Below are 17,883 nucleotides of genomic sequence, written 5' to 3'. Positions count from 1 at the left end.
CCCGACGATCGCCGAGGCCTGGGACGACCTCTACTATCTCGAGCGCGCCGCCGAGGCGCAGGTCACGGCCATGAGCACGGGACGCCGGCTGGTGCCGGTCGCCCCCGAGATCGCGCGCAGGACCTGCGAGCAGATGCGGGCCGGCGACGCCGAGAGCGCGCGCCTGCACCTGGAGAGCGTGAAGCGCATCCTGATGCGCGAGGAGCCCGACTTCGCGCACTGAGGCGGCCCGCCTACTCCCAAGCCCTTGATTCCGGAAGGGATTCGCGTGATCGGGTACTCGCGCCCGACCGCGATCCGATCTAGAGTGCGCCCATGGTCGAGATCAGGAAGAAGGCGGCGCTGGTGACCGGCGCCGGACGGCGGATCGGGCGCGCCATCGCGCTCGACCTCGCCGCGCACGGATGGGCGGTCGCCGTCCATTATCGCTCGTCGAAGGACGAGGCGGACGGGGTCGTGTCGGAGATCGAGGCCCTGGGCGGCCACGCGGCCGCGGTCCAGGCCGACCTCGCCTCCGAGAGCGATACCGAAGCGCTGGTCCCGCTGGCCGTCGAACGGCTCGGCCCGCTGGCCTGCCTCGTCAACAACGCCAGCCGGTTCGAGCCCGACGAGGCGCTCACCGCGACGCGGGAGAGCTGGGACGCCCATCTGGAGACCAATCTCCGCGCGCCCTTCGTCCTCTCCCAGGCCTTCGCCCGCCAGCTTCCCGAGGACGAGACCGGCGCCATCGTCAACATTATCGACCAGCGCGTCTGGAACCCGACCCCGGCCTTCCTCAGCTACACCCTGAGCAAGGCCGGGCTGTGGACGCTGACCCGCACGCTCGCCCTGGCGCTCGCCCCCCGCGTCCGGGTCAACGGCATCGGCCCGGGACCGACGCTCAGGAACGCGCGCCAGAGCGAGGAGGACTTCGCCGCGCAGTGGCGCAACCTGCCCCTGCGCCGCCCGACCGCCCCGGAGGAGATCTGCGCGGCGCTGCGCTACATCCTGGACGCACCCGCCATGACCGGGCAGATGATCGCGCTGGACGGCGGCGAGCATCTCGGCTGGGCCCAGCCCGCCTCCGGGTTCATACCGGTGGAGTAACCATGATCCGCGATCCAACCCGTCATCGCCGGAGAAACGGAGCCGCAATACCCCGAGTTTTGCACATGGCCCGCCGCCGGTCCTGGCCGATCCTTGTCAAGGTGGAAAATTCCGGCACCCCCCGTCATGCACCAGCTTGACAAGGAAAATATCATTTCTTTTCAGTCATATAGCGTTTTGCTGAAAAATTAGGCAATCCCCAGGGAACCCAGGCGCCGCCGCGTTGGGAACAGGCTTTCCGCCAATTATCGACAGACTTATCCACACAATCGGTGGATTACCCACTTTAGGTTTACGACGATGGGGGTAATGGCTGTTGCCCGCCACCCGCCTGCCACCTGTTGACCCCGCCCGTGCCGCTGCCAACATACCGCCGACCATGAACCAGACAGTCCCGACGCCGGCCCCGACGGAAGACACGACGACGCAGGACGCGGCCGAGGCCCCGGCCGAGACCGCGGGCCCCGGCGGCGCGCCGGCGAAGCCGTCCGCGCGCCGGCGCGGCGCCGGGGCGCTCGCCGAGGGGGCGGAGGTGATCCGCTCGCATCTGCGCACGCTGCCGAACACGCCCGGCGTCTACCGCATGCTGAGCGCCGCGGGCGACGTGCTCTACGTCGGCAAGGCCAAGAGCCTGAAGAAGCGCGTCGCGAACTACACCCATGTGATGAAGCTGCCGAACCGGCTCCAGCGCATGGTGGCCGAGACGGCGACGATGGAGTTCGTCACGACCCACACCGAGGTCGAGGCGCTGCTGCTGGAAGCGAACCTGATCAAGCGGTTCGCGCCCCGCTACAACGTGCTGCTGCGCGACGACAAGTCGTTCCCCTACATCAAGATCACCCGCGGGCACGAGTACCCGCAGCTCGTGATGCATCGCGGCACGCGCGACGCCCAGGCCGACTATTTCGGCCCCTTCGCGTCCGCGGGCGCGGTCAAGCGCACGGTGACGGCCCTGCAGCGGGCGTTCATGCTGCGCAACTGCGCCGACACGGTGTTCACCTCGCGCTCGCGGCCGTGCCTGCAGCACCAGATCAAGCGCTGCACCGCGCCCTGCGTCGCCCGCGTGTCGCCGGACGAGTACCGCGGCCAGGTCGGCCAGGCGCGCGCCTTCCTGTCCGGGCGCAGCCGCGAGATCCAGGGCGAGCTGTCGCGCCAGATGCAGGAAGCGAGCGACGCGCTGGACTTCGAGGCGGCGGCGCGCCTGCGCGACCGGATCCGCGTGCTCACCGCGATCCAGGCGCACCAGGACATCAACGTCGAGGGCGTGGAGGACGCGGACGTCGTGGCCGCCCACCAGGAGGGCGGCGCGACCTGCATCCAGGTGTTCTTCTTCCGCGGCGGCAGCAACTACGGCAACCGCGCCTATTTCCCGAGCCACGACAAGAACGTCGAGGCCGCCGAGGTGCTGGCCGCCTTCGTCGGGCAGTTCTACGAGAACAAGCCGGCGCCGAAGCTGATCCTGGCGAGCCACGACATGGCGGAGCACGAGCTGATCGTCGAGGCGCTGTCCCTGCGCGCCGGGCACAGGGTCGAGGTCGCGGTGCCCAGGCGCGGCGACAAGCGCCGCCTGCTCGACCATGCGCTCAACAACGCGCGCGAGGCGCTGGGCCGCCGGATGGCGGAGAGCGCGTCCCAGGCGAAGCTGCTGGAGGGGGTCGCCGACGCCTTCGGCCTCGACGCGGCGCCGGAGCGGATCGAGGTCTACGACAACAGCCACATCCAGGGCACCAACGCGATCGGCGCCATGATCGTCGCCGGGCCGGGAGGCATGGTCAAGAACGCCTACCGCAAGTTCAACATCCGCGGCCCGATCGCGCCGGGCGACGACTACGCGATGATGCGCGAGGTGCTGACGCGCCGCTTCGCCCGCGCGGTGCGCGAGGACCCCGAGCGCAGCGGCGGCACCTGGCCCGACCTCGTGCTGATCGACGGCGGGCAGGGCCAGCTCGCGGTGGCGACCGAGGTGCTGGACGAGCTGGGCATCGCGGACCTGCCGGTCGTCTCGATCGCCAAGGGGCCCGACCGCAACGCCGGGCGCGAGCGGTTCTTCATGCCCGCCCGCCCGCCCTTCTCGCTGGAGCCGAAGGACCCGGTGCTGTATTTCCTGCAGCGCCTGCGCGACGAGGCGCACCGATTCGCGATCGGCACCCACCGCGCGCGCCGGCAGAAGGCGATCGGCCGGTCGGTGATCGACGAGATCCCCGGAATCGGCCCGGCGCGCAAGCGGGCCCTGCTGCATCACTTCGGCGCGGCGCGGGGAGTGGAGCGCGCCGGCCTCGCCGACCTGGAGGCCGTGCCGGGCATCAGCCGGGCGGTCGCCAAAAAAATTTATGATCACTTCCACCCCGAGGGCTAGAATGCGCCTTGTCCCGGGACCACCCCTGCGCAGACAGAGCCGACGACCATGCTGACCAGCCTTCCCAACCTGCTGACGCTGTCGCGGATCGCGGTCATCCCGGTCATCATCGGGCTGTTCTTCCTGACCGGCCCCTGGGCGGCCTGGACCGCCTGCGGCCTGTTCGCGGCGGCGGCGATCACCGACTACCTCGACGGCTATCTCGCCCGGGTCATGGACCAGACCTCGCCGGTCGGCAAGTTCCTGGACCCGATCGCGGACAAGCTGCTGGTCGCGGCCGTGCTGTTCATGCTGGTCGCGGTCGACCGGCTGCAGGGCATCTCGGTCCTGCCCGCGGTCGTGATCCTGCTGCGCGAGGTGCTGGTCTCGGGGCTGCGGGAGTTCCTGGCCAGCCTCCAGGTCGGCATGCCCGTCAGCCGCCTCGCCAAGTGGAAGACGACGATCCAGATGTCGGCGCTGGGCTTCCTGATCGTCGGCGACGCCGGCCCCGCCACAGTGCCGGTCGCGGAGATCGGGATGGCCGGGCTGTGGCTCGCCGGCGTGTTCACGCTGGTGACGGGCTGGGACTACATGCGCGCGGGCTGGCAGCATATGATGGCGCCGGCCCCCCGCAGGCCGGCCCGGGCGCCGCAGCCCGGCGGCAAGACCAGCACCGCGGGATGAGGCCGGCATGAAACTGCTGTACTTCGCCTGGCTGCGCACCAGGATCGGCATCTCCGAGGAGGTCGTGGAGCCGCCGGCGCACGTCGCCACCGTCGCCGACCTGGTCGCGTGGCTCGCCACGCGCGGGCCGAACTTCGCCACAGCACTGGAGAACCCGTCGGTGGTGCGGGTCGCGGTGAACCAGGAATACGCCAAGCCCGGCCAGCGCGTCGCCCCCGGGGACGAGGTCGCGCTGTTCCCGCCGGTCACCGGCGGCTGAGCGGGGAAGCGGGATGGCGGTCCGGGTGCAGCGCGAGGATTTCGACGTCGGCGCGGAGCTGGACGCGCTGGCGCGGGACGACCACGGCATCGGCGGGCTGGCGAGCTTCGTCGGGCTGGTGCGCGACGTCTCCGGCGGCGCCGGCGCGAGCGCCATGACGCTGGAGCACTATCCCGGCATGACCGAGCGCCTCCTGGCGGAGATCGAGGCCGAAGCCCGGCGCCGCTGGCCGCTCTCGGCCAGCCTCATCGTCCATCGCCACGGCCGCCTGGAGCCCGGAGAGCGCATCGTGCTGGTGGCGACGGCGTCGGCGCACCGCAAGGCCGCGCTGGAGAGCTGCGAGTTCCTGATCGACTGGCTCAAGACGAAGGCGCCCTTCTGGAAGCTGGAGGAGACGCCGGAAGGCGAGCGCTGGGTCGAGGCCCGCGACGAGGACGACGCGGCGGCGGCGCGCTGGGACGCGGGCGCGTAAACCTTCCGGCAACCAGACAGCGCGACAATCGGCTTCTCTGAATCCAGGAGGCGAACGTGACCGTCGGCAACCCAGGGATCATCGACACCATCCGGCGCCTGGCCGAAACCGGCCCGGACCTCCCGTCCTTCGCGGCGGAGGACGCGGTCGAGACCCTGATCGAGAACTGGAAGGCGGCGCTGCGCGACGACGGGGACCTGCGCGCGCTGATCACGGACCTGGACGGCGTGGTCGACCATCTCCGGTCGTTCCGCGAGAAGATCCTGGACATCTACCCCGCCGCACGGCCCGACGGGGCCGCCGAGTCGGACACATCCGCGCTCGCGGCGGAACCGGCCGCCGCGGACTGACGGCGCCCGGCCGGGCCGGGCCCGCCCTATTCGGCGGCGATCCGGTCCGGCGTCCGCCGCTCGATGCGGTCGAGATTGCCGAGCATGGTCATCATCACCGCGCGCGCCCTGGCAACGTCGTCGGGCGGGGTGCCGGCCAGCGCCCCCTCCAGGACCTGCCCCACCGCGGCGTCGATGGGCACGCGGGCGGCGCGCCCGCGCTCGGTCAGCCACACCTCCGAGCGGCGGCGGTCGTGCTCGCAGCGGCGGCGATGGACCAGCCCGGCGCGCTGGAGCGCCGCCAGCGCCGCCGAACAGCTCGGCGTCGTGATGCCGGCCCGGCGCGCGATCTCGTTCTGCGGCAACCCGTCGCCCTTCCACAGGATGCCCAGCACGGACAGGGCGGGAAGGCTGTAGCCCCGCCTCCTGAGGCCGACGCCGATCGCCCGCGACAGCCTGCGATGGAACAGCGTCGCGACCTGATCGAACCGCAGGCCTTCCGCGTCGGACGGACACATAGGATCGACCATTGCGTATCTCCGACAATTAATTGACCTGTCGAAGAAACATAGACTCAAAAATTCGGAAGCTAAAGGGCGATTCCAGTCAGCCCAGGTCGTACCAGACGCCGCGCTGCCTGCAGATCAGGCCCTTTCCGCCGCGCCTGACCGTGCCGTTCTCGTAGCTGCGCTCGACGAGGCGGCAGGGCACCGGGTCATCCGGTGAGTCGGGGGGCGGCCCGGCAGGCGATCCGTCGGGGCCGACCGCCACCCTGCCGGAGGCGCCCGTCCCGGCGTTGGTCCAGCGGGCGGAGGCCGGCTCCGGCCGGTCGGCGATCGCGAGCAGGGCGGCGGCTTCGGCGGCGCGGTCGGCGTCGGGGACGAGGGCGGTCTCGGACCGGGTCAGCCGGTCCTGCGCATAGGCGGCGTCGATGACGGCCTGGTCGGCGGCGGCCGCCTTCAGCGTCCGCGCGGCGGCCGCGGCGTCGCCGGCCAGGCGCGGCAGGCTCGCCGCCCCGACCAGCCCGCCGGTCAGCATGTTGGCCGCAAGCTGGCCGGCCAGCCCGGGCCCGTGCTCGACCGCGATGTCCTTCAGCGCCTCGCGCACGAGGTCGGGCGGCACCGGCCCCTCGACCCGGCCGGCCGCCAGGGCCGGCAGCGGCACGCCGACATGGTCGAGGTCGGGCTCCCCCTCGGCCATGGCGTCCGCGAGGCCGGTGCGCGCGGCGAGGCGGCCGGCGATGCCGGCCGCGTCGACGGAACCCAGCGCCCCGGTCGCCGCGCGGCCGGCCATGTCGGCCACGCAGCCCGAGAGCAGGAAGGCGCCGCACAGCAGCGGCGGCAGTCTTCGGCCCAACATCGCTCGCCTCCTCGCCGGGGATGCCCCCTTCCGGAAAGCGGCGACGCTAGCACGCCGGGCTGTGACCGGCGTGCGACAGTGGGCCTCGGCTGCCCCTCTACTCGGCGGCGATATCGCCCGCGGGCGGGCGGCGGACCAGCTCGTTGAAGTCCGCCGACAGCAGCTCCGTGAGCTGGCCGGGGGTGAAGCGAAGGTCGTCCACGCTGCCGACGGGGGTCAGCTCGGCCGCCGTGCCGGTCAGGAACACCTCGCGCGCCTTGGCCAGGTCGTCGGGCATCATCGCCCGCTCGACCACCTCGACGCCGCGGGCACGGGCCAGGTCGATCACGGTGCGCCGCGTGATGCCGTCCAGGAAGCAGTCCGGCGTCGGCGTGTGCAGCTTGTCGTCGATCAGCAGGAAGACGTTCGCCCCGGTCGCCTCCGCGAGCTGGCCGCGCCAGTCCATCATCATCGCGTCGTGGAAGCCCTGGGCCTCGGCCTCGTGCTTGCCCAGCGTGCAGATCATGTAGAGGCCGGCCGCCTTGCTCTGCGTCGGCGCCGTGTCCGGCGCCGGGCGGCGCCAGCGGCTCCAGGTCATCCGGATGCCGGCCTTGCGCGCCTCGGCCGAGAAATAGGTCGGCCACTGCCAGGTCGCGATCGCGACGTGGATGCGGGTCTGCTGGGCGGAGACGCCGATCATCTCCGTGCCGCGCCAGGCGACCGGGCGCACGTAGCCGTCGACGATGCCGTTGGCGGCGACGACCTGGCGCGTCGCCGCGTCGAGTTCCTCGACCGTGAACGGAAGGTCGAAGCCGAGAATCTCCGCCGAACGGCGCAGGCGCTCGGAGTGGTCGCGCAGACGAAAGACGTGCCCGTTGTAAACCCGTTCCCCTTCGAATACACAGCTCGCATAGTGAAGACCATGCGTCAGCACATGCAGTTTGGCGTCCCGCCACGCAACCATGGCTCCGTCGAACCAGATCTGCCCGTCGCGGTCGTCAAAGGGGATAATGGACATTTTAACGCGCCTTCTTTGATACATTGTGTCCGAGGTTGGATGGTTATTGGTAACATTGCAATCGCATCAGAGTCAACATGGCTGAAATGAAGCCCGGCGTGAATCCGCTGTTCCTGCGCGAGGAGGAACTGCGCCAGGGAATGGAGCTGCTGTTCTACGCCTATCGCGACTTCACGGCCGGGCCGGACGCGATGCTGTCGCGCCTGGGGTTCGGGCGGGCGCACCACCGGGTCATCTACTTCGTCGGGCGCAACCCGCAGATCACCGTCACCGACCTGCTGGCGATCCTGCGCATCACCAAGCAGAGCCTGTCGCGGGTGCTGGGCGAGCTGCTCCGCCAGGGCTACGTGATGCAGCGCCCGGGCGTCAGGGACCGCCGGCAGCGCCTGCTGGAGCTGACCGACAAGGGCGTCGAGCTGGAGCGCCTGCTGTCGGAGGACCAGCGCCAGCGCATCGCGCGCGCCTATCGCAAGGCCGGGGCGGAGGCGGTCGAGGGTTTCCGCAAGGTGATGCTGGGCATCATCGACCAGGACGAGCCCCCCGGCCGCACGCCCGCCGCGACGTGGCGGGACAACGACTGAGCGGGACAACGACTGAGCGGGACAGGGGCTAAGCGGGACCGGACCATGACGGACGAGGCGGTGCACATCCTGGTGGTCGACGACGACCTCCGCCTGCGCGAGGTGCTGAAGCGCTACCTGATGAAGAACGGGTTCCTGGTCACCACGGCCGAGAGCGCCGAGGACGCCCGCGGCAAGCTCGCGAGCCTCAGCTTCGACCTGCTCGTGCTCGACATCATGATGCCGGGCGAGTCCGGGCTCGAGCTGACCGAGAGCCTGCGCCGCGACAGCCAGGTGCCGATCCTGCTGCTGACCGCGCGCGGCGAGCCGGACGACCGGATCGCCGGCCTGGAGTCCGGCGCCGACGACTACATGGCCAAGCCCTTCGAGCCGCGCGAGCTGGTCCTGCGCATCAACTCGATCCTGCGCCGCGTGCCCAGGCCGGCCGAGCCGCCGGCGGCGGTCCGGCTCGGCCGGTGGATCTTCGCGCCGGCGCGCGAGGAACTGAGATGCGGGGACGAGGCGATCCGCCTCACCGCCGCCGAGGCCAGCCTGCTCAGGGTGCTGGCGGCCCATCCCGGCGTCGTGCTGACGCGCGAGGAGCTGTGCGAGAAGAGCCGCATCAACGGCAACGCGCGCACCGTCGACGTGCAGGTGACCCGCCTGCGACGCAAGATCGAGCCGGACTCCCGCGAACCTCGCTACCTGCACACCGTGCGCGGCGAGGGATACGTGCTGAGGCCGGACTGATGGCGGCCCCGGACCTGTCCTCGGCCGGCACCATCCCCCGGCGCCCCGGCGCGCTCGGGCTGGTCAAGCGCTTCCTGCCGCGCACGCTGTTCGGCCGCGCGCTGCTGATCATCGTCACCCCGGTCGTCCTGCTCCAGGTCGTCGCGACCTGGATCTTCTACGACCGGCACTGGGACACGATGACCCAGCGCCTCGCCCATGGCGTCGCCGGCGAGATCGCGATGGTGGTCGATAATTTCGACCGCGGAACGGACCCGGCGGAACGGGCCGAGACGCTGCGCATGGCGGCGCGGCACATGGACCTGATCATCACGTTCCAGCCCCGCGAGATCCTGCCCAACGAGCCGCAGCGCCTGCGCCGCATGCTGGAGCGGACGCTGGGCGACGCCCTGGACCAGCGCGTGCGCAAGCCCTACACCATCGATACGCGGGTCGCCCACGAGTGGATCGAGATCCGGGTGCAGATGGCGGACGGCGTGCTGTCGGTGATGTCGCCGGAGCGCCGGCTCTACAGCGCCACGACCTACATCTTCCTGCTGTGGATGGTCGGCGCGGCGATGGTGCTGTTCGCGATCGCGATCATCTTCATGCGCAACCAGATCCGCCCGATCCGCCGCCTGGCCGCGGCCGCCGAGAGCTTCGGCAAGGGCCGCGAGCTGGCCAAGGGCTTCAAGCTCGAAGGTGCCGCGGAAGTCCGCCAGGCGGCGGCCGCCTTCCTGGTGATGCGCGAGCGGATCAAGCGCCAGATCAGCCAGCGCACGGAGATGCTGGCCGGGGTCAGCCACGACCTGCGCACGCCGCTGACGCGCATGAAGCTCCAGCTCGAGCTGTTCGCGGACATGCCCGAGGTCGAGGAGCTGAAGCAGGACGTCTCCGACATGGAGGAGATGATCAACGGCTATCTCGCCTTCGCGCGCGGCGACGGGACCGAGACGCCGGTGCCCACCGACGTCAACCGGCTGGTGCGCGAGGTCGTCGCCGGGGCGCGCCGCGACGGCGCCGTCGTCGACCTGCACGAGGAGGGCACGATCGAGCTGCAGCTCCGCCCGGGCGCGGTCAAGCGGTGCCTGTCCAACCTGGTCGGCAACGCCCGGCGCCACGGCCGGCACGTGTGGGTCACGGCGGCGCGCCGCGCGGGCGCGGTCGAGATCACCGTCGACGACGACGGGCCGGGCATACCGGTCCCGGACCGCGAGGAGGTGTTCCGGCCCTTCTTCCGGCTGGAGGGGTCGCGCAACCGCGCGACCGGCGGCGTCGGGCTCGGCCTCACCATCGCGCGCGACGTGGCGCGCGGCCATGGCGGCGACGTCCTGCTCGCCGACAGCCCCCATGGCGGGCTGCGGGCGGTCATAAGACTGCCGCTCTGAGGCGGGGACCTCCTTCTATCCGGTATGGCCGAAAGCCTATGCCGGCTGCGTCCGGCCATACCAAGTGGTGCCCAAATCGAGCACGAGAGAAGGGGCCCTACCCCCTCCTCGGAGCTAATGCGCGCGCGCGCTGGAACGAAGGGCCCCGCCGGGCAATTCTGTCCCGGCAAATGCGCGTCCAAGGAGACCATCATGCTGGCACTGGGCAGAAACGTGACGTGGCGCGGCGAGCCGGGGCTCGTCGTCGCCCGGACCTTCGGCGCCGAGATGCGCTACGACATCCGCCTCAAGAAGGGCGAGATCCTCAAATACGTGCGCGAGGACGAGATCGACGAGATCGGCGACTGGGGCATCGATCCCGGCCGGGTGATCGGCACGCTGGCCGACGACATCCTCTCCAGCACGAGGAACTGACCGGATCGCCCGCGGGACCACTCCGCGGGACCGATCGCGACGACGGGCGGCCGAAGGGCCGCCCGTCCGATTCCACGCCCCCTTCGCCCCCCGCGATTCCGTCCGGCGCCCCGAGTCGCAACTGTCGGAATACACAGGTCTTCAAGGCACGGCGCGAAAGGGGCAGAGCGGGCGGCAGTGGTTGCAAAGCGTCGTCTTTACCGTAGGATCGGCCCGATAGTTCAACCGACACGGGCCGACGACAGATGCTCGACGCGATCAAGGCCGCGGACGTCCCCGAACCTGACGGCACGGTCGTGGACCGGGCGGTCGTCCGGCTCGCCGGCGATTCGGGCGACGGCATCCAGGTCGTGGGGGGACAGTTCACGCTGGCGACGGCGCTGGCCGGGAACGACCTCGCGACCTTCCCCGACTTCCCGGCCGAGATCCGCGCCCCGGTCGGCACGACCTTCGGCGTCTCGGCCTACCAGATCCAGTTCGGCTCCGACCGGGTCATGACGGCGGGCGACGCCGTCGACGTGCTGGTCGCGATGAACCCGGCGGCGCTCAAGGTCAACCTGCCGGAGGTGCGCCGGGGCGGGCTGGTCGTCGTCGACGCCGACAGCTTCGCCGAGAAGGGCCTGGCGAAGGCCGGCTACGCCGCGAACCCGCTGAGCGACGGCTCGCTCGACGGGTACCGCGTCGTCGCGGTCGACATGTCCTCGCAGACCGCCCGTGCGGTCGCCGACACCGGCGTCTCCCACAAGGAGGCGCTGCGCTGCAAGAACCTGTGGGCGCTCGGCCTGGTGTGCTGGCTGTACGGGCGCGACCGCGAGCCGACGCGGGCGTGGATCCGCGCCAAGTTCGCGAAGACGCCGGCGATCGCGGCGGCGAACCTGGCAGCACTGGACGCCGGCCACGCCTATGGCGAGACGGTCGAGCTGCACGAGGATTTGCGCGGCGTGTCGGTGCCGCCGGCGCGCCTGCCGGCCGGCGACTACCGCACGGTCACCGGCACCGAGGCGCTGGCCTGGGGCCTGATGTTCGGGGCCCAGCTCGCCGGGCTCGGCATGACCTTCTGCTCCTACCCGATCACGCCGGCCTCCCAGCTCCTGCACACGCTGGCCCGGCAGAAGCGGTTCGGCGTCGTCACCTTCCAGGCCGAGGACGAGATCGCGGCGGCCTGCGCCGCGATCGGCGCCTCCTTCGCCGGCAGCCTGGGCGTCACCTCCTCGTCCGGCCCGGGGATTGCGCTGAAGACCGAGGCGATCGGCCTCGCGGTCGCGACCGAGCTGCCGCTGGTCGTCGTCAACGCCCAGCGCGGCGGCCCCTCGACCGGCCTGCCGACCAAGACCGAGCAGTCCGACCTGTACCAGGCCGTGTTCGGCCGCAACGCCGACAGCCCGCTGCCGGTGCTGGCCGCGCGCTCGCCGGGCGACTGCTTCGACGTCGCGGTCGAGGCGGTGCGCATCGCGACCACCTTCATGACGCCGGTCCTGCTGCTGACCGACGGCTACCTCGCCAACGCCTCGGAGCCGTGGCGCCTGCCCGACCTGGAAACCTACGCGCCCTTCCCGGTCCGCTTCGAGACCGAAGCCGAGGGCTTCCGCCCGTTCCGGCGCGACCCCGGCACGCTGGCCCGCGTCTGGGCACGGCCGGGGACGCCGGGGCTGGAGCACCGCATCGGCGGCATCGAGCGCGACTACGATACCGGCGACATCTCCTACGACCCCGCCAACCACCAGCGCATGACCGACGCGCGGGCCGGCAAGATCGAGGGCATCGCCGACCATATCGCGCCCCAGTCCGTGGACCAGGGCGAGGCGACCGGCAGGCTCGCCGTCGTCGGCTGGGGCTCGACCTACGGCCCGATCAGCCGGGCGGTCGCGGAGCTGCGGCGCGAGGGGGCGGCGGTCAGCCACATCCATCTGCGCCACATCTGGCCGCTGCCGGCGAACCTGGCCGGGCTGCTGGAGGGCTTCGAGCAGGTGCTGGTGCCCGAGATGAACAACGGACAGCTCGTGACCCTGCTGCGGGCGCGGTACCTGGTGCCGGCGCGCGGCCTCAACAAGGTGACCGGGCGGCCGTTCAAGGTGAGCGAGCTTGCCGCGGCGTTCCGGGCCGCGCTGGAGGACACCCCGTGACCGTGATGCCCCCGCCCCCCGACCGGCCCTCCCCCGACCGGCCCTCGCCCGCCCGGCCGTCGCCCAAGGACTACGCCACCGACCAGGAGGTGCGCTGGTGCCCGGGCTGCGGCGACTACGCGATCCTGAAGGCGGTCCAGAAGGTCTTCGCCGACCTGGAGCTGCCGACCCACGAGACGGTGTTCGTCTCGGGCATAGGCTGCTCGTCGCGCTTCCCCTACTACATGGCGACCTACGGGTTCCACACGATCCACGGGCGCGCGCCCGCCTTCGCGACCGGGATCAAGCTCGCCAACCCGGCGCTCGACGTGTGGATGGTGACCGGCGACGGCGACGGGCTGTCGATCGGCGGCAACCATCTCATGCACGCGCTGCGGCGCAACGTCGATCTGCAGATCCTGCTGTTCAACAACGAGATCTACGGCCTGACCAAGGGCCAGTACTCGCCGACCAGCCGGGTCGGGACGCGCACGCCGTCCTCGCCGACGGGCTCGCTCGACGCGCCGGTCTCGGCGGCGCAGGTGGCGCTCGGCTCCGGCGCGCGCTTCGTCGCCCGCTCGGTCGACGTGCAGCAGAAGCCGCTGGTCGAGGTGCTGAAGCGGGCCCGCGCGTTCCGCGGCACCTCCTTCGTCGAGATCTTCCAGAACTGCATCGTCTTCAACGACGGGGTCTTCGACGGCTTCCTCGCCCGCGGCGTCGCCGCCGAGGCGCAGATCCATGTCGAGCACGGCAAGCCGCTGCTGTTCGGGGACAAGGGCGCGAAGGGCCTGCGGGTCCGGCCGGGCTCGCTGGCGCTGGAGGCGGTCGAGCTGGACGGGCGCAGCCCCGAGGAGGCCGGCATCCTCGTCCACGACGAGACCGACCGCATGGCCGCGATGCTGCTCGCGGCCATGGAGCCGCCGATGCCGGTGGCGCTGGGCGTCCTCTACTGCGCGCCCGGCCAGCAGAGCTACGACGCGCTGGTCGTGGGCGAGGCGCGTCCCCAGGCGGTCACCGGCGACCTGTCGGCGCTGTTCCGCTCCGGCGAGGTGTGGACGGTGGAGTGAGGGCCGCCGCGGCGGCCCCGCCATCACTCGTCGCCAACCGCCTCCATGAGCTTCGAGACGCGCCACAGGCGGGTCGCGCCCGGCCGCGTCAGTAGCCGACTTCGGCTGGCTGAATTTCCGGATAGCGTCCGATGATCTTTCCGACCTTGGCCGTGACGTTCACGGATACGCCCCGCTGATCGAGAAGATGGTCGAAGCACTCCAGAATGGCCTTCAGCTTATTGTTGGGGGCGGTCGGCAGGCTCGCCCGCCTGAGCCTACCCGGCTGCTTTTGAAAGCTGCGATTGAAAAGCCGATCGTGATGAGCGCAAACATTGCGAAGGTCTACCAGGCATTCCATCCAGTTGGTGAATACCTGCACCGAGGGCATGCCAAACTGTCCAGCAATAGCCGTTTTGATCGTGCCGTTCAGACATTGGAAAATTCGTGAGGCAGCGCCAAAGGTCAGGAATTCCTTCATCGTCCAAATAGGCGGAAGCACAGGCGGGCTGTAAGTTTGCCGGTAGTGCTTCGCTCGCTGATCTTTCGACTGACCGTATATGTTGGCAAAAGTTTTAAGGGCGTCGAGGTTAGCTTCCGGATCACGGAACGCGGATACGTCAAAATAGGGGTGGCTGCCGTGAGCATGACTCAGGGCTTCCGAAATGGCATTGCGCAGCAGCAACTCGAACTGGCCAACCGCGGAAAAACAAACGTCCCGAAGTTGCATATCGCATTGGTAGAGACGAAGGATCTGCTTATAGGTCGTACCGGGGATGAAGGGCCGACCGGGGGCGTTCAGTTGGCAACGGCTGAGAAAATAGATCCTGAGTCGTTCATAGCCGACCATTTCGATCTTGCGCGCCGCGACACCGGGACGCGTGATCTCAAGCCCCTTGGAGCGCAGGTGCGCCACACGCTGCGCGGCTGACGCATGTGGCTTGGTGTAAGGAACGAGTGTCATACATAAAATGAAAAGGGCCGCCCTTTTGCACTCCCCGAGGGGATCGTGTGGCGGCCCATGACTCAGCCAAGATAAGTTCGGTTCTTGGCGCCTGCAAGGATTATCTCCACGAGAGGCGGCCGCCCGCAGCTGTTCAGCTCGTCGATCCCAGCAGGGCGCCCCAGTCCGACAGCACCTCGCGGAACGCCGCGGCGAAATCGGCGCAGTCGCGGTCCGTGGTCTCGATCGACAGGCTGAGGAAGCCGCGCCGCGCGAAGTAGAAGCCGCGCTCGATCATCTCCAGGTGGAGCAACTCGCGCACCGCCGGCGGCGTCGTCAGGTCCGCCGGCCGGCGCACGGGGCCCTGCTGGACGTGCAGGCCGAGGATCGAGCCGATGCCCGTCGCCAGCACCGGCACGCCGGTCGCGCGGCCGGCCGCGTTCAGCGCGTCGCGCAGGCGGTCGCCGCGGGCGTTCAGGTCCGCCGCCCGCTCGGGCGTGTAGACCCGGGACAGGCCGGCGGCGCCCGCCGCCATCGACAGCACGTTGTTGTTGAAGGTGCCGGCATGGGCGAGCGCGCCGGCCCGGCGCGGGTCGAAGCGCTCCAGGATGTCGCGGCGGCCGCCGAAGGCGCCGAAGCTCAACCCGCCGCCGAGATACTTGCCGAAGCTGGTGAGGTCGGGCGCGATGCCCAGGACGCCCTGGAGCCCGCCCGGCGACAGGCGCGACGTCATCACCTCGTCGAAGATCAAGGCGACGCCGTGCCGCGCGGTCGCCGCGCGGAGTGCCGCTAGGAACACCGGGTCGCCCGGGATCGCGCCCGCCGAACCCATCATCGGCTCGACCAGGACGGCGGCCAGGCGGCCGGCCTCGCGCTCGATCGCCTCCACGGCGCCGGCCGCGTCGTTGTAGGGCACGCTCACGAAGGGATAGGGGGCGGTGACCGGCGACGGCCCGGCGAAGGACAGCACGCCGCCGTGATAGGCGCCGTCGAACACCAGGACCGCGTCGCGCCCGGTGAAGGCCCGCGCGGCGCCGATCGCCATCAGGTTGGCCTCGGTCCCGGAATTGCAGAACCGGATCAGCTCGCAGGAGGGAAAGCGTGCCCGGATCAGCGCCGCCAGCTCGCCCTCGTGGCGGTTGCGCCCGCCGAGCACGATGCCGTCGCGCAACGCATGCTCCACCGCCTCGGCGATGACCGGGTTGGAATGGCCGTAGAGGCCGGCCGTGTACTCGCCCAGGAAGTCGCGGTATTCCAGCCCGTCCGCGTCCCACAGCCGCGCGCCCTCGCCGCGCAGGAAGGTGAGCGGGAACGGCCCGTGATGAAGCACGGTGCGGGTATTGCCGCCCGGCATCGAGGCCTGGGCCTCCCGGTCGTGCGCGGCGCTGCGCGGCCGCCGCTGCGCATAGCGCAGCCGGGCCTCGGCCAGCACCTGCTCCAGGTCGGCGTTCCTGCCGTCGAAACCGGTCATGGCACCCTCCTCAGAACATGCGGCCGCCGTTCGGGACGGCGTGGCTCGGCCCGATCAGCACGACGGCGCCCTCGGCGTCGGGAAACCCGAGCACCAGGACTTCGGACATGAACTTGCCGATCTGCTTGGGAGGGAAGTTGACCACGGCCGCGACCTGCCGCCCGACCAGGGTCTCGGGGGCGTAGTGGACGGTGATCTGGGCCGAACTGCGCTTGACGCCGATCCCGGGGCCGAAATCGACCGTGAGCTTGTAGGCGGGGCGCCGCGCTTCGGGATAGGGCTCGACCGCGGTGATCGTGCCGACCCGGATGTCGACCTTCAGGAAGTCTTCGTAGGAAATCGTCTGCTGCATGCGTCATCCCGTTATGGGGCCCGCGATGGGGCGACGCTAGCAGCGGCGGTGCCGACGGGCAACCGCCAAACCCGCATGACGGGGGGCGGACCGGAAGCCCGGTCCGCCCCGGCGCGGCTTACTTGCGGGCCTTCTGGACGGCGGTCTTCAGCTCGTCCAGGCTCTCGGTGAAGCGCTTGTTGAGGACGTTGGCGGCCTCGGCGTTGGACTTCGCGACCAGCTCGCTCAGTTCCTTGGCGTTGGAGAGCGCCTTCTCGAACGCGGCCTTCGTCAGCTCGGCGTTCTTGGCGACCTTCTCCTCGGGCGCGCCCGGGGCCAGCAGCTCGGTCATGATGGTGCCGGTCTGCTCGACGCTCTGGCGCACGATCTCGCCCTGGCGCCGGAACACGGCCTGCAGCCCCTCGAACGCCAGCTGCTGGGCGGCGGTCAGAGCCTCGACGTTCTTGCGCTGGGCGGCCAGCATCTGGTCGACATCGATGCCCGGGACCTTGAACTCACCCGCGAACTTCGAAATGTCGAACATCCGCGTCAGGTCCATATCGAAATAAGGGGTGCTCTTGGCCATGTTGGACGTACCTCGTTCGCTTGTGTTTGTTGCAATGCAGCACGACTGATGCCGCATAATGCATATTGCCCGTTTCGGCGTCAATCATTTTTTGTGCAGCGCAACATAAGAAGAGGTCAGGCGGATGCCGAAGCCTCGTCTCCCCGCGAATCCGCGGTCGATTCAGGGGCCGGCCCCTGCGACCGCCGGCCGCGCAGGCCGGCCGCGAAGCGTTCGGCGCGCCGCAGCCGTGCGTCGAGCTCGGCCATGGTGCGCGCGAGGTCGGGGCTCTCGTCGTCCAGCCAGACCCTGAACACGCGCGCGTAGATCGCCGTCAGGCCGTGGACGCGGGCCAGTCCCCGCCAGCCGTCGGAGCGCAGCCCGGCCGCCTCCAGCGCCCAGGCCATCGAGCGGCCGATGCCCGGCAGCAGCAGCAGGCCCGGGACGGGGTCGCCCGGAAGCTCGGCGATCACGCGGCGGATGCCCGGGCGATAGGGTGCCAGTGCGTCGAAGCGCCGCATCACGACGTCGAAGAGGCGGTCGCGCGGCGTCTCCTCGGGGTCGTCCGCGCCGCCGTCGGCGAGCATCGCCTCGTCGGCGATGCGCCCCAGCTCGGCGAGCACGGCCGGCTTGCCCGCGAAAATCGGGTAGAGGCCGGACAGCGTCGTGCCCGCGGCCGAGGCGATCTCGGCCAGGGTCAGGTCGCGCCAGCCGCGCTCGGCGGCCAGCTTCATGGCGGCGTCGACGACGCGGCGTCGGGGATCGGTCTTCCTGGGCATCGGTCGCGTCGCTCCTGCGCTGTCGTCTCGACGG

At 70.5% G+C, this 17,883-nt stretch carries 20 protein-coding genes and 1 pseudogene; 13 read left to right on the top strand and 8 right to left on the bottom strand.

The window, feature by feature from the left end; all coding sequences use genetic code 11:
* The 7 genes and pseudogenes from VGO20_RS12265 to VGO20_RS12235 all read left to right on the top strand — a co-directional run.
* Positions 1-223, top strand: a pseudogene (locus VGO20_RS12265) (aldolase); the annotation flags it as partial.
* Between the two features lie 92 nt (positions 224-315).
* A complete protein-coding gene (locus VGO20_RS12260) occupies positions 316-1,086 on the top strand; it encodes an SDR family oxidoreductase (RefSeq protein ID WP_327502630.1) in 771 nt (256 codons plus the stop codon).
* A 379-nt stretch (positions 1,087-1,465) separates the two neighbouring features.
* On the top strand, positions 1,466-3,442 hold the full coding sequence (gene uvrC, locus VGO20_RS12255; protein ID WP_414639801.1) for an excinuclease ABC subunit UvrC: 1,977 nt from the start codon (positions 1,466-1,468) through the stop codon (positions 3,440-3,442).
* 48 nt (positions 3,443-3,490) lie between these two features.
* Entirely contained in the window at positions 3,491-4,105 is a 615-nt protein-coding gene (gene pgsA / locus VGO20_RS12250) for a CDP-diacylglycerol--glycerol-3-phosphate 3-phosphatidyltransferase (protein ID WP_327502629.1), read from the top strand.
* A gap of 7 nt (positions 4,106-4,112) precedes the next feature.
* Positions 4,113-4,364, top strand: coding sequence for a molybdopterin converting factor subunit 1 (moaD, locus tag VGO20_RS12245; protein WP_327502628.1), 252 nt, complete (start codon positions 4,113-4,115; stop codon positions 4,362-4,364).
* Positions 4,365-4,377: 13 nt separating this feature from the next.
* Positions 4,378-4,836 carry a molybdenum cofactor biosynthesis protein MoaE gene (locus VGO20_RS12240; RefSeq protein ID WP_327502627.1) on the top strand — a complete coding sequence of 153 codons (459 nt, stop codon included), beginning with the start codon at positions 4,378-4,380 and terminating at the stop codon, positions 4,834-4,836.
* Positions 4,837-4,892: 56 nt separating this feature from the next.
* Entirely contained in the window at positions 4,893-5,186 is a 294-nt protein-coding gene (locus VGO20_RS12235) for a hypothetical protein (RefSeq protein ID WP_327502626.1), read from the top strand.
* Positions 5,187-5,212: 26 nt separating this feature from the next.
* Here VGO20_RS12235 and VGO20_RS12230 read toward each other — a convergent pair whose 3' ends face one another.
* The 3 genes from VGO20_RS12230 to VGO20_RS12220 all read right to left on the bottom strand — a co-directional run bounded on the left by VGO20_RS12230 (position 5,213) and on the right by VGO20_RS12220 (position 7,521).
* On the bottom strand, positions 5,213-5,695 hold the full coding sequence (locus VGO20_RS12230; RefSeq protein WP_327502625.1) for a MarR family winged helix-turn-helix transcriptional regulator: 483 nt from the start codon (positions 5,693-5,695) through the stop codon (positions 5,213-5,215).
* A 76-nt stretch (positions 5,696-5,771) separates the two neighbouring features.
* Positions 5,772-6,524: a hypothetical protein gene (locus tag VGO20_RS12225; protein ID WP_327502624.1), complete on the bottom strand. Its 753-nt coding sequence runs from the start codon at positions 6,522-6,524 to the stop codon at positions 5,772-5,774.
* A 97-nt stretch (positions 6,525-6,621) separates the two neighbouring features.
* Positions 6,622-7,521, bottom strand: a complete 900-nt coding sequence (locus tag VGO20_RS12220; RefSeq protein WP_327502623.1) for a branched-chain amino acid aminotransferase — start codon at positions 7,519-7,521, stop codon at positions 6,622-6,624.
* 77 nt (positions 7,522-7,598) lie between these two features.
* Here VGO20_RS12220 and VGO20_RS12215 point away from each other — a divergent pair, with 77 nt between their 5' ends.
* The 6 genes from VGO20_RS12215 to VGO20_RS12190 all read left to right on the top strand — a co-directional run bounded on the left by VGO20_RS12215 (position 7,599) and on the right by VGO20_RS12190 (position 13,781).
* Positions 7,599-8,102 (top strand): MarR family winged helix-turn-helix transcriptional regulator, encoded by a 504-nt coding sequence (locus tag VGO20_RS12215; protein WP_327502622.1) that lies wholly within the window; start codon positions 7,599-7,601, stop codon positions 8,100-8,102.
* 45 nt (positions 8,103-8,147) lie between these two features.
* Positions 8,148-8,831, top strand: a complete 684-nt coding sequence (locus VGO20_RS12210) for a response regulator (RefSeq protein WP_327502621.1) — start codon at positions 8,148-8,150, stop codon at positions 8,829-8,831.
* Positions 8,831-10,198 (top strand): ATP-binding protein, encoded by a 1,368-nt coding sequence (locus tag VGO20_RS12205; RefSeq protein ID WP_327502620.1) that lies wholly within the window; start codon positions 8,831-8,833, stop codon positions 10,196-10,198. Before VGO20_RS12210 ends, VGO20_RS12205 begins: the two co-directional genes overlap by 1 nt.
* 192 nt (positions 10,199-10,390) lie before the next feature.
* A complete protein-coding gene (locus tag VGO20_RS12200; protein ID WP_327502619.1) occupies positions 10,391-10,612 on the top strand; it encodes a hypothetical protein in 222 nt (73 codons plus the stop codon).
* A 245-nt stretch (positions 10,613-10,857) separates the two neighbouring features.
* Positions 10,858-12,735: a 2-oxoacid:acceptor oxidoreductase subunit alpha gene (locus VGO20_RS12195; RefSeq protein ID WP_327502618.1), complete on the top strand. Its 1,878-nt coding sequence runs from the start codon at positions 10,858-10,860 to the stop codon at positions 12,733-12,735.
* 5 nt (positions 12,736-12,740) lie between these two features.
* On the top strand, positions 12,741-13,781 hold the full coding sequence (locus VGO20_RS12190) for a 2-oxoacid:ferredoxin oxidoreductase subunit beta (RefSeq protein WP_327502632.1): 1,041 nt from the start codon (positions 12,741-12,743) through the stop codon (positions 13,779-13,781).
* 88 nt (positions 13,782-13,869) lie between these two features.
* On the opposite strand, the gene VGO20_RS12185 is transcribed toward VGO20_RS12190, so the two are convergent.
* The 5 genes from VGO20_RS12185 to VGO20_RS12165 form a co-directional block, all read right to left on the bottom strand.
* A complete protein-coding gene (locus tag VGO20_RS12185; RefSeq protein ID WP_327502617.1) occupies positions 13,870-14,724 on the bottom strand; it encodes an Abi family protein in 855 nt (284 codons plus the stop codon).
* Positions 14,725-14,857: 133 nt separating this feature from the next.
* Positions 14,858-16,174: an aspartate aminotransferase family protein gene (locus VGO20_RS12180; protein WP_327502616.1), complete on the bottom strand. Its 1,317-nt coding sequence runs from the start codon at positions 16,172-16,174 to the stop codon at positions 14,858-14,860.
* Between the two features lie 10 nt (positions 16,175-16,184).
* The gene (locus VGO20_RS12175; protein ID WP_327502615.1) at positions 16,185-16,526 is read right to left on the bottom strand and encodes a tRNA-binding protein; all 342 of its coding nucleotides are present in this window, start codon (positions 16,524-16,526) and stop codon (positions 16,185-16,187) included.
* 118 nt (positions 16,527-16,644) lie between these two features.
* Positions 16,645-17,091 carry a phasin family protein gene (locus VGO20_RS12170; protein ID WP_327502614.1) on the bottom strand — a complete coding sequence of 149 codons (447 nt, stop codon included), beginning with the start codon at positions 17,089-17,091 and terminating at the stop codon, positions 16,645-16,647.
* 116 nt (positions 17,092-17,207) lie between these two features.
* Complete coding sequence (locus VGO20_RS12165) at positions 17,208-17,849, bottom strand: TetR family transcriptional regulator (RefSeq protein WP_327502613.1); 642 nt, start codon at positions 17,847-17,849, stop codon at positions 17,208-17,210.
* Between the last annotated feature and the right edge of the window lie 34 nt (positions 17,850-17,883).

Source organism: Arenibaculum sp. (assembly GCF_035998295.1).
Taxonomy (GTDB): Bacteria; Pseudomonadota; Alphaproteobacteria; order Azospirillales; family Azospirillaceae; genus DASYHS01.
Note: the sequence above shows the minus strand (reverse complement) of the source record. Positions and strands in the feature narration are given on the sequence as shown.

What these genes read in the sequence shown, in the direction of transcription:
- uvrC (WP_414639801.1), top strand. Translation starts at nt 1,466, where the DNA reads ATGAACCAGACAGTCCCGACGCCGGCCCCGACGGAAGACACGACGACG.
- VGO20_RS12170 (WP_327502614.1), bottom strand. Translation starts at nt 17,091, where the DNA reads ATGGCCAAGAGCACCCCTTATTTCGATATGGACCTGACGCGGATGTTC.
- VGO20_RS12200 (WP_327502619.1), top strand. Translation starts at nt 10,391, where the DNA reads ATGCTGGCACTGGGCAGAAACGTGACGTGGCGCGGCGAGCCGGGGCTC.
- VGO20_RS12165 (WP_327502613.1), bottom strand. Translation starts at nt 17,849, where the DNA reads ATGCCCAGGAAGACCGATCCCCGACGCCGCGTCGTCGACGCCGCCATG.
- VGO20_RS12190 (WP_327502632.1), top strand. Translation starts at nt 12,741, where the DNA reads ATGCCCCCGCCCCCCGACCGGCCCTCCCCCGACCGGCCCTCGCCCGCC.
- VGO20_RS12185 (WP_327502617.1), bottom strand. Translation starts at nt 14,724, where the DNA reads ATGACACTCGTTCCTTACACCAAGCCACATGCGTCAGCCGCGCAGCGT.
- VGO20_RS12260 (WP_327502630.1), top strand. Translation starts at nt 316, where the DNA reads ATGGTCGAGATCAGGAAGAAGGCGGCGCTGGTGACCGGCGCCGGACGG.
- VGO20_RS12175 (WP_327502615.1), bottom strand. Translation starts at nt 16,526, where the DNA reads ATGCAGCAGACGATTTCCTACGAAGACTTCCTGAAGGTCGACATCCGG.
- VGO20_RS12220 (WP_327502623.1), bottom strand. Translation starts at nt 7,521, where the DNA reads ATGTCCATTATCCCCTTTGACGACCGCGACGGGCAGATCTGGTTCGAC.
- VGO20_RS12205 (WP_327502620.1), top strand. Translation starts at nt 8,831, where the DNA reads ATGGCGGCCCCGGACCTGTCCTCGGCCGGCACCATCCCCCGGCGCCCC.
- moaD (WP_327502628.1), top strand. Translation starts at nt 4,113, where the DNA reads ATGAAACTGCTGTACTTCGCCTGGCTGCGCACCAGGATCGGCATCTCC.
- VGO20_RS12180 (WP_327502616.1), bottom strand. Translation starts at nt 16,174, where the DNA reads ATGACCGGTTTCGACGGCAGGAACGCCGACCTGGAGCAGGTGCTGGCC.
- VGO20_RS12210 (WP_327502621.1), top strand. Translation starts at nt 8,148, where the DNA reads ATGACGGACGAGGCGGTGCACATCCTGGTGGTCGACGACGACCTCCGC.
- VGO20_RS12230 (WP_327502625.1), bottom strand. Translation starts at nt 5,695, where the DNA reads ATGGTCGATCCTATGTGTCCGTCCGACGCGGAAGGCCTGCGGTTCGAT.
- pgsA (WP_327502629.1), top strand. Translation starts at nt 3,491, where the DNA reads ATGCTGACCAGCCTTCCCAACCTGCTGACGCTGTCGCGGATCGCGGTC.
- VGO20_RS12195 (WP_327502618.1), top strand. Translation starts at nt 10,858, where the DNA reads ATGCTCGACGCGATCAAGGCCGCGGACGTCCCCGAACCTGACGGCACG.
- VGO20_RS12215 (WP_327502622.1), top strand. Translation starts at nt 7,599, where the DNA reads ATGGCTGAAATGAAGCCCGGCGTGAATCCGCTGTTCCTGCGCGAGGAG.
- VGO20_RS12240 (WP_327502627.1), top strand. Translation starts at nt 4,378, where the DNA reads ATGGCGGTCCGGGTGCAGCGCGAGGATTTCGACGTCGGCGCGGAGCTG.
- VGO20_RS12225 (WP_327502624.1), bottom strand. Translation starts at nt 6,524, where the DNA reads ATGTTGGGCCGAAGACTGCCGCCGCTGCTGTGCGGCGCCTTCCTGCTC.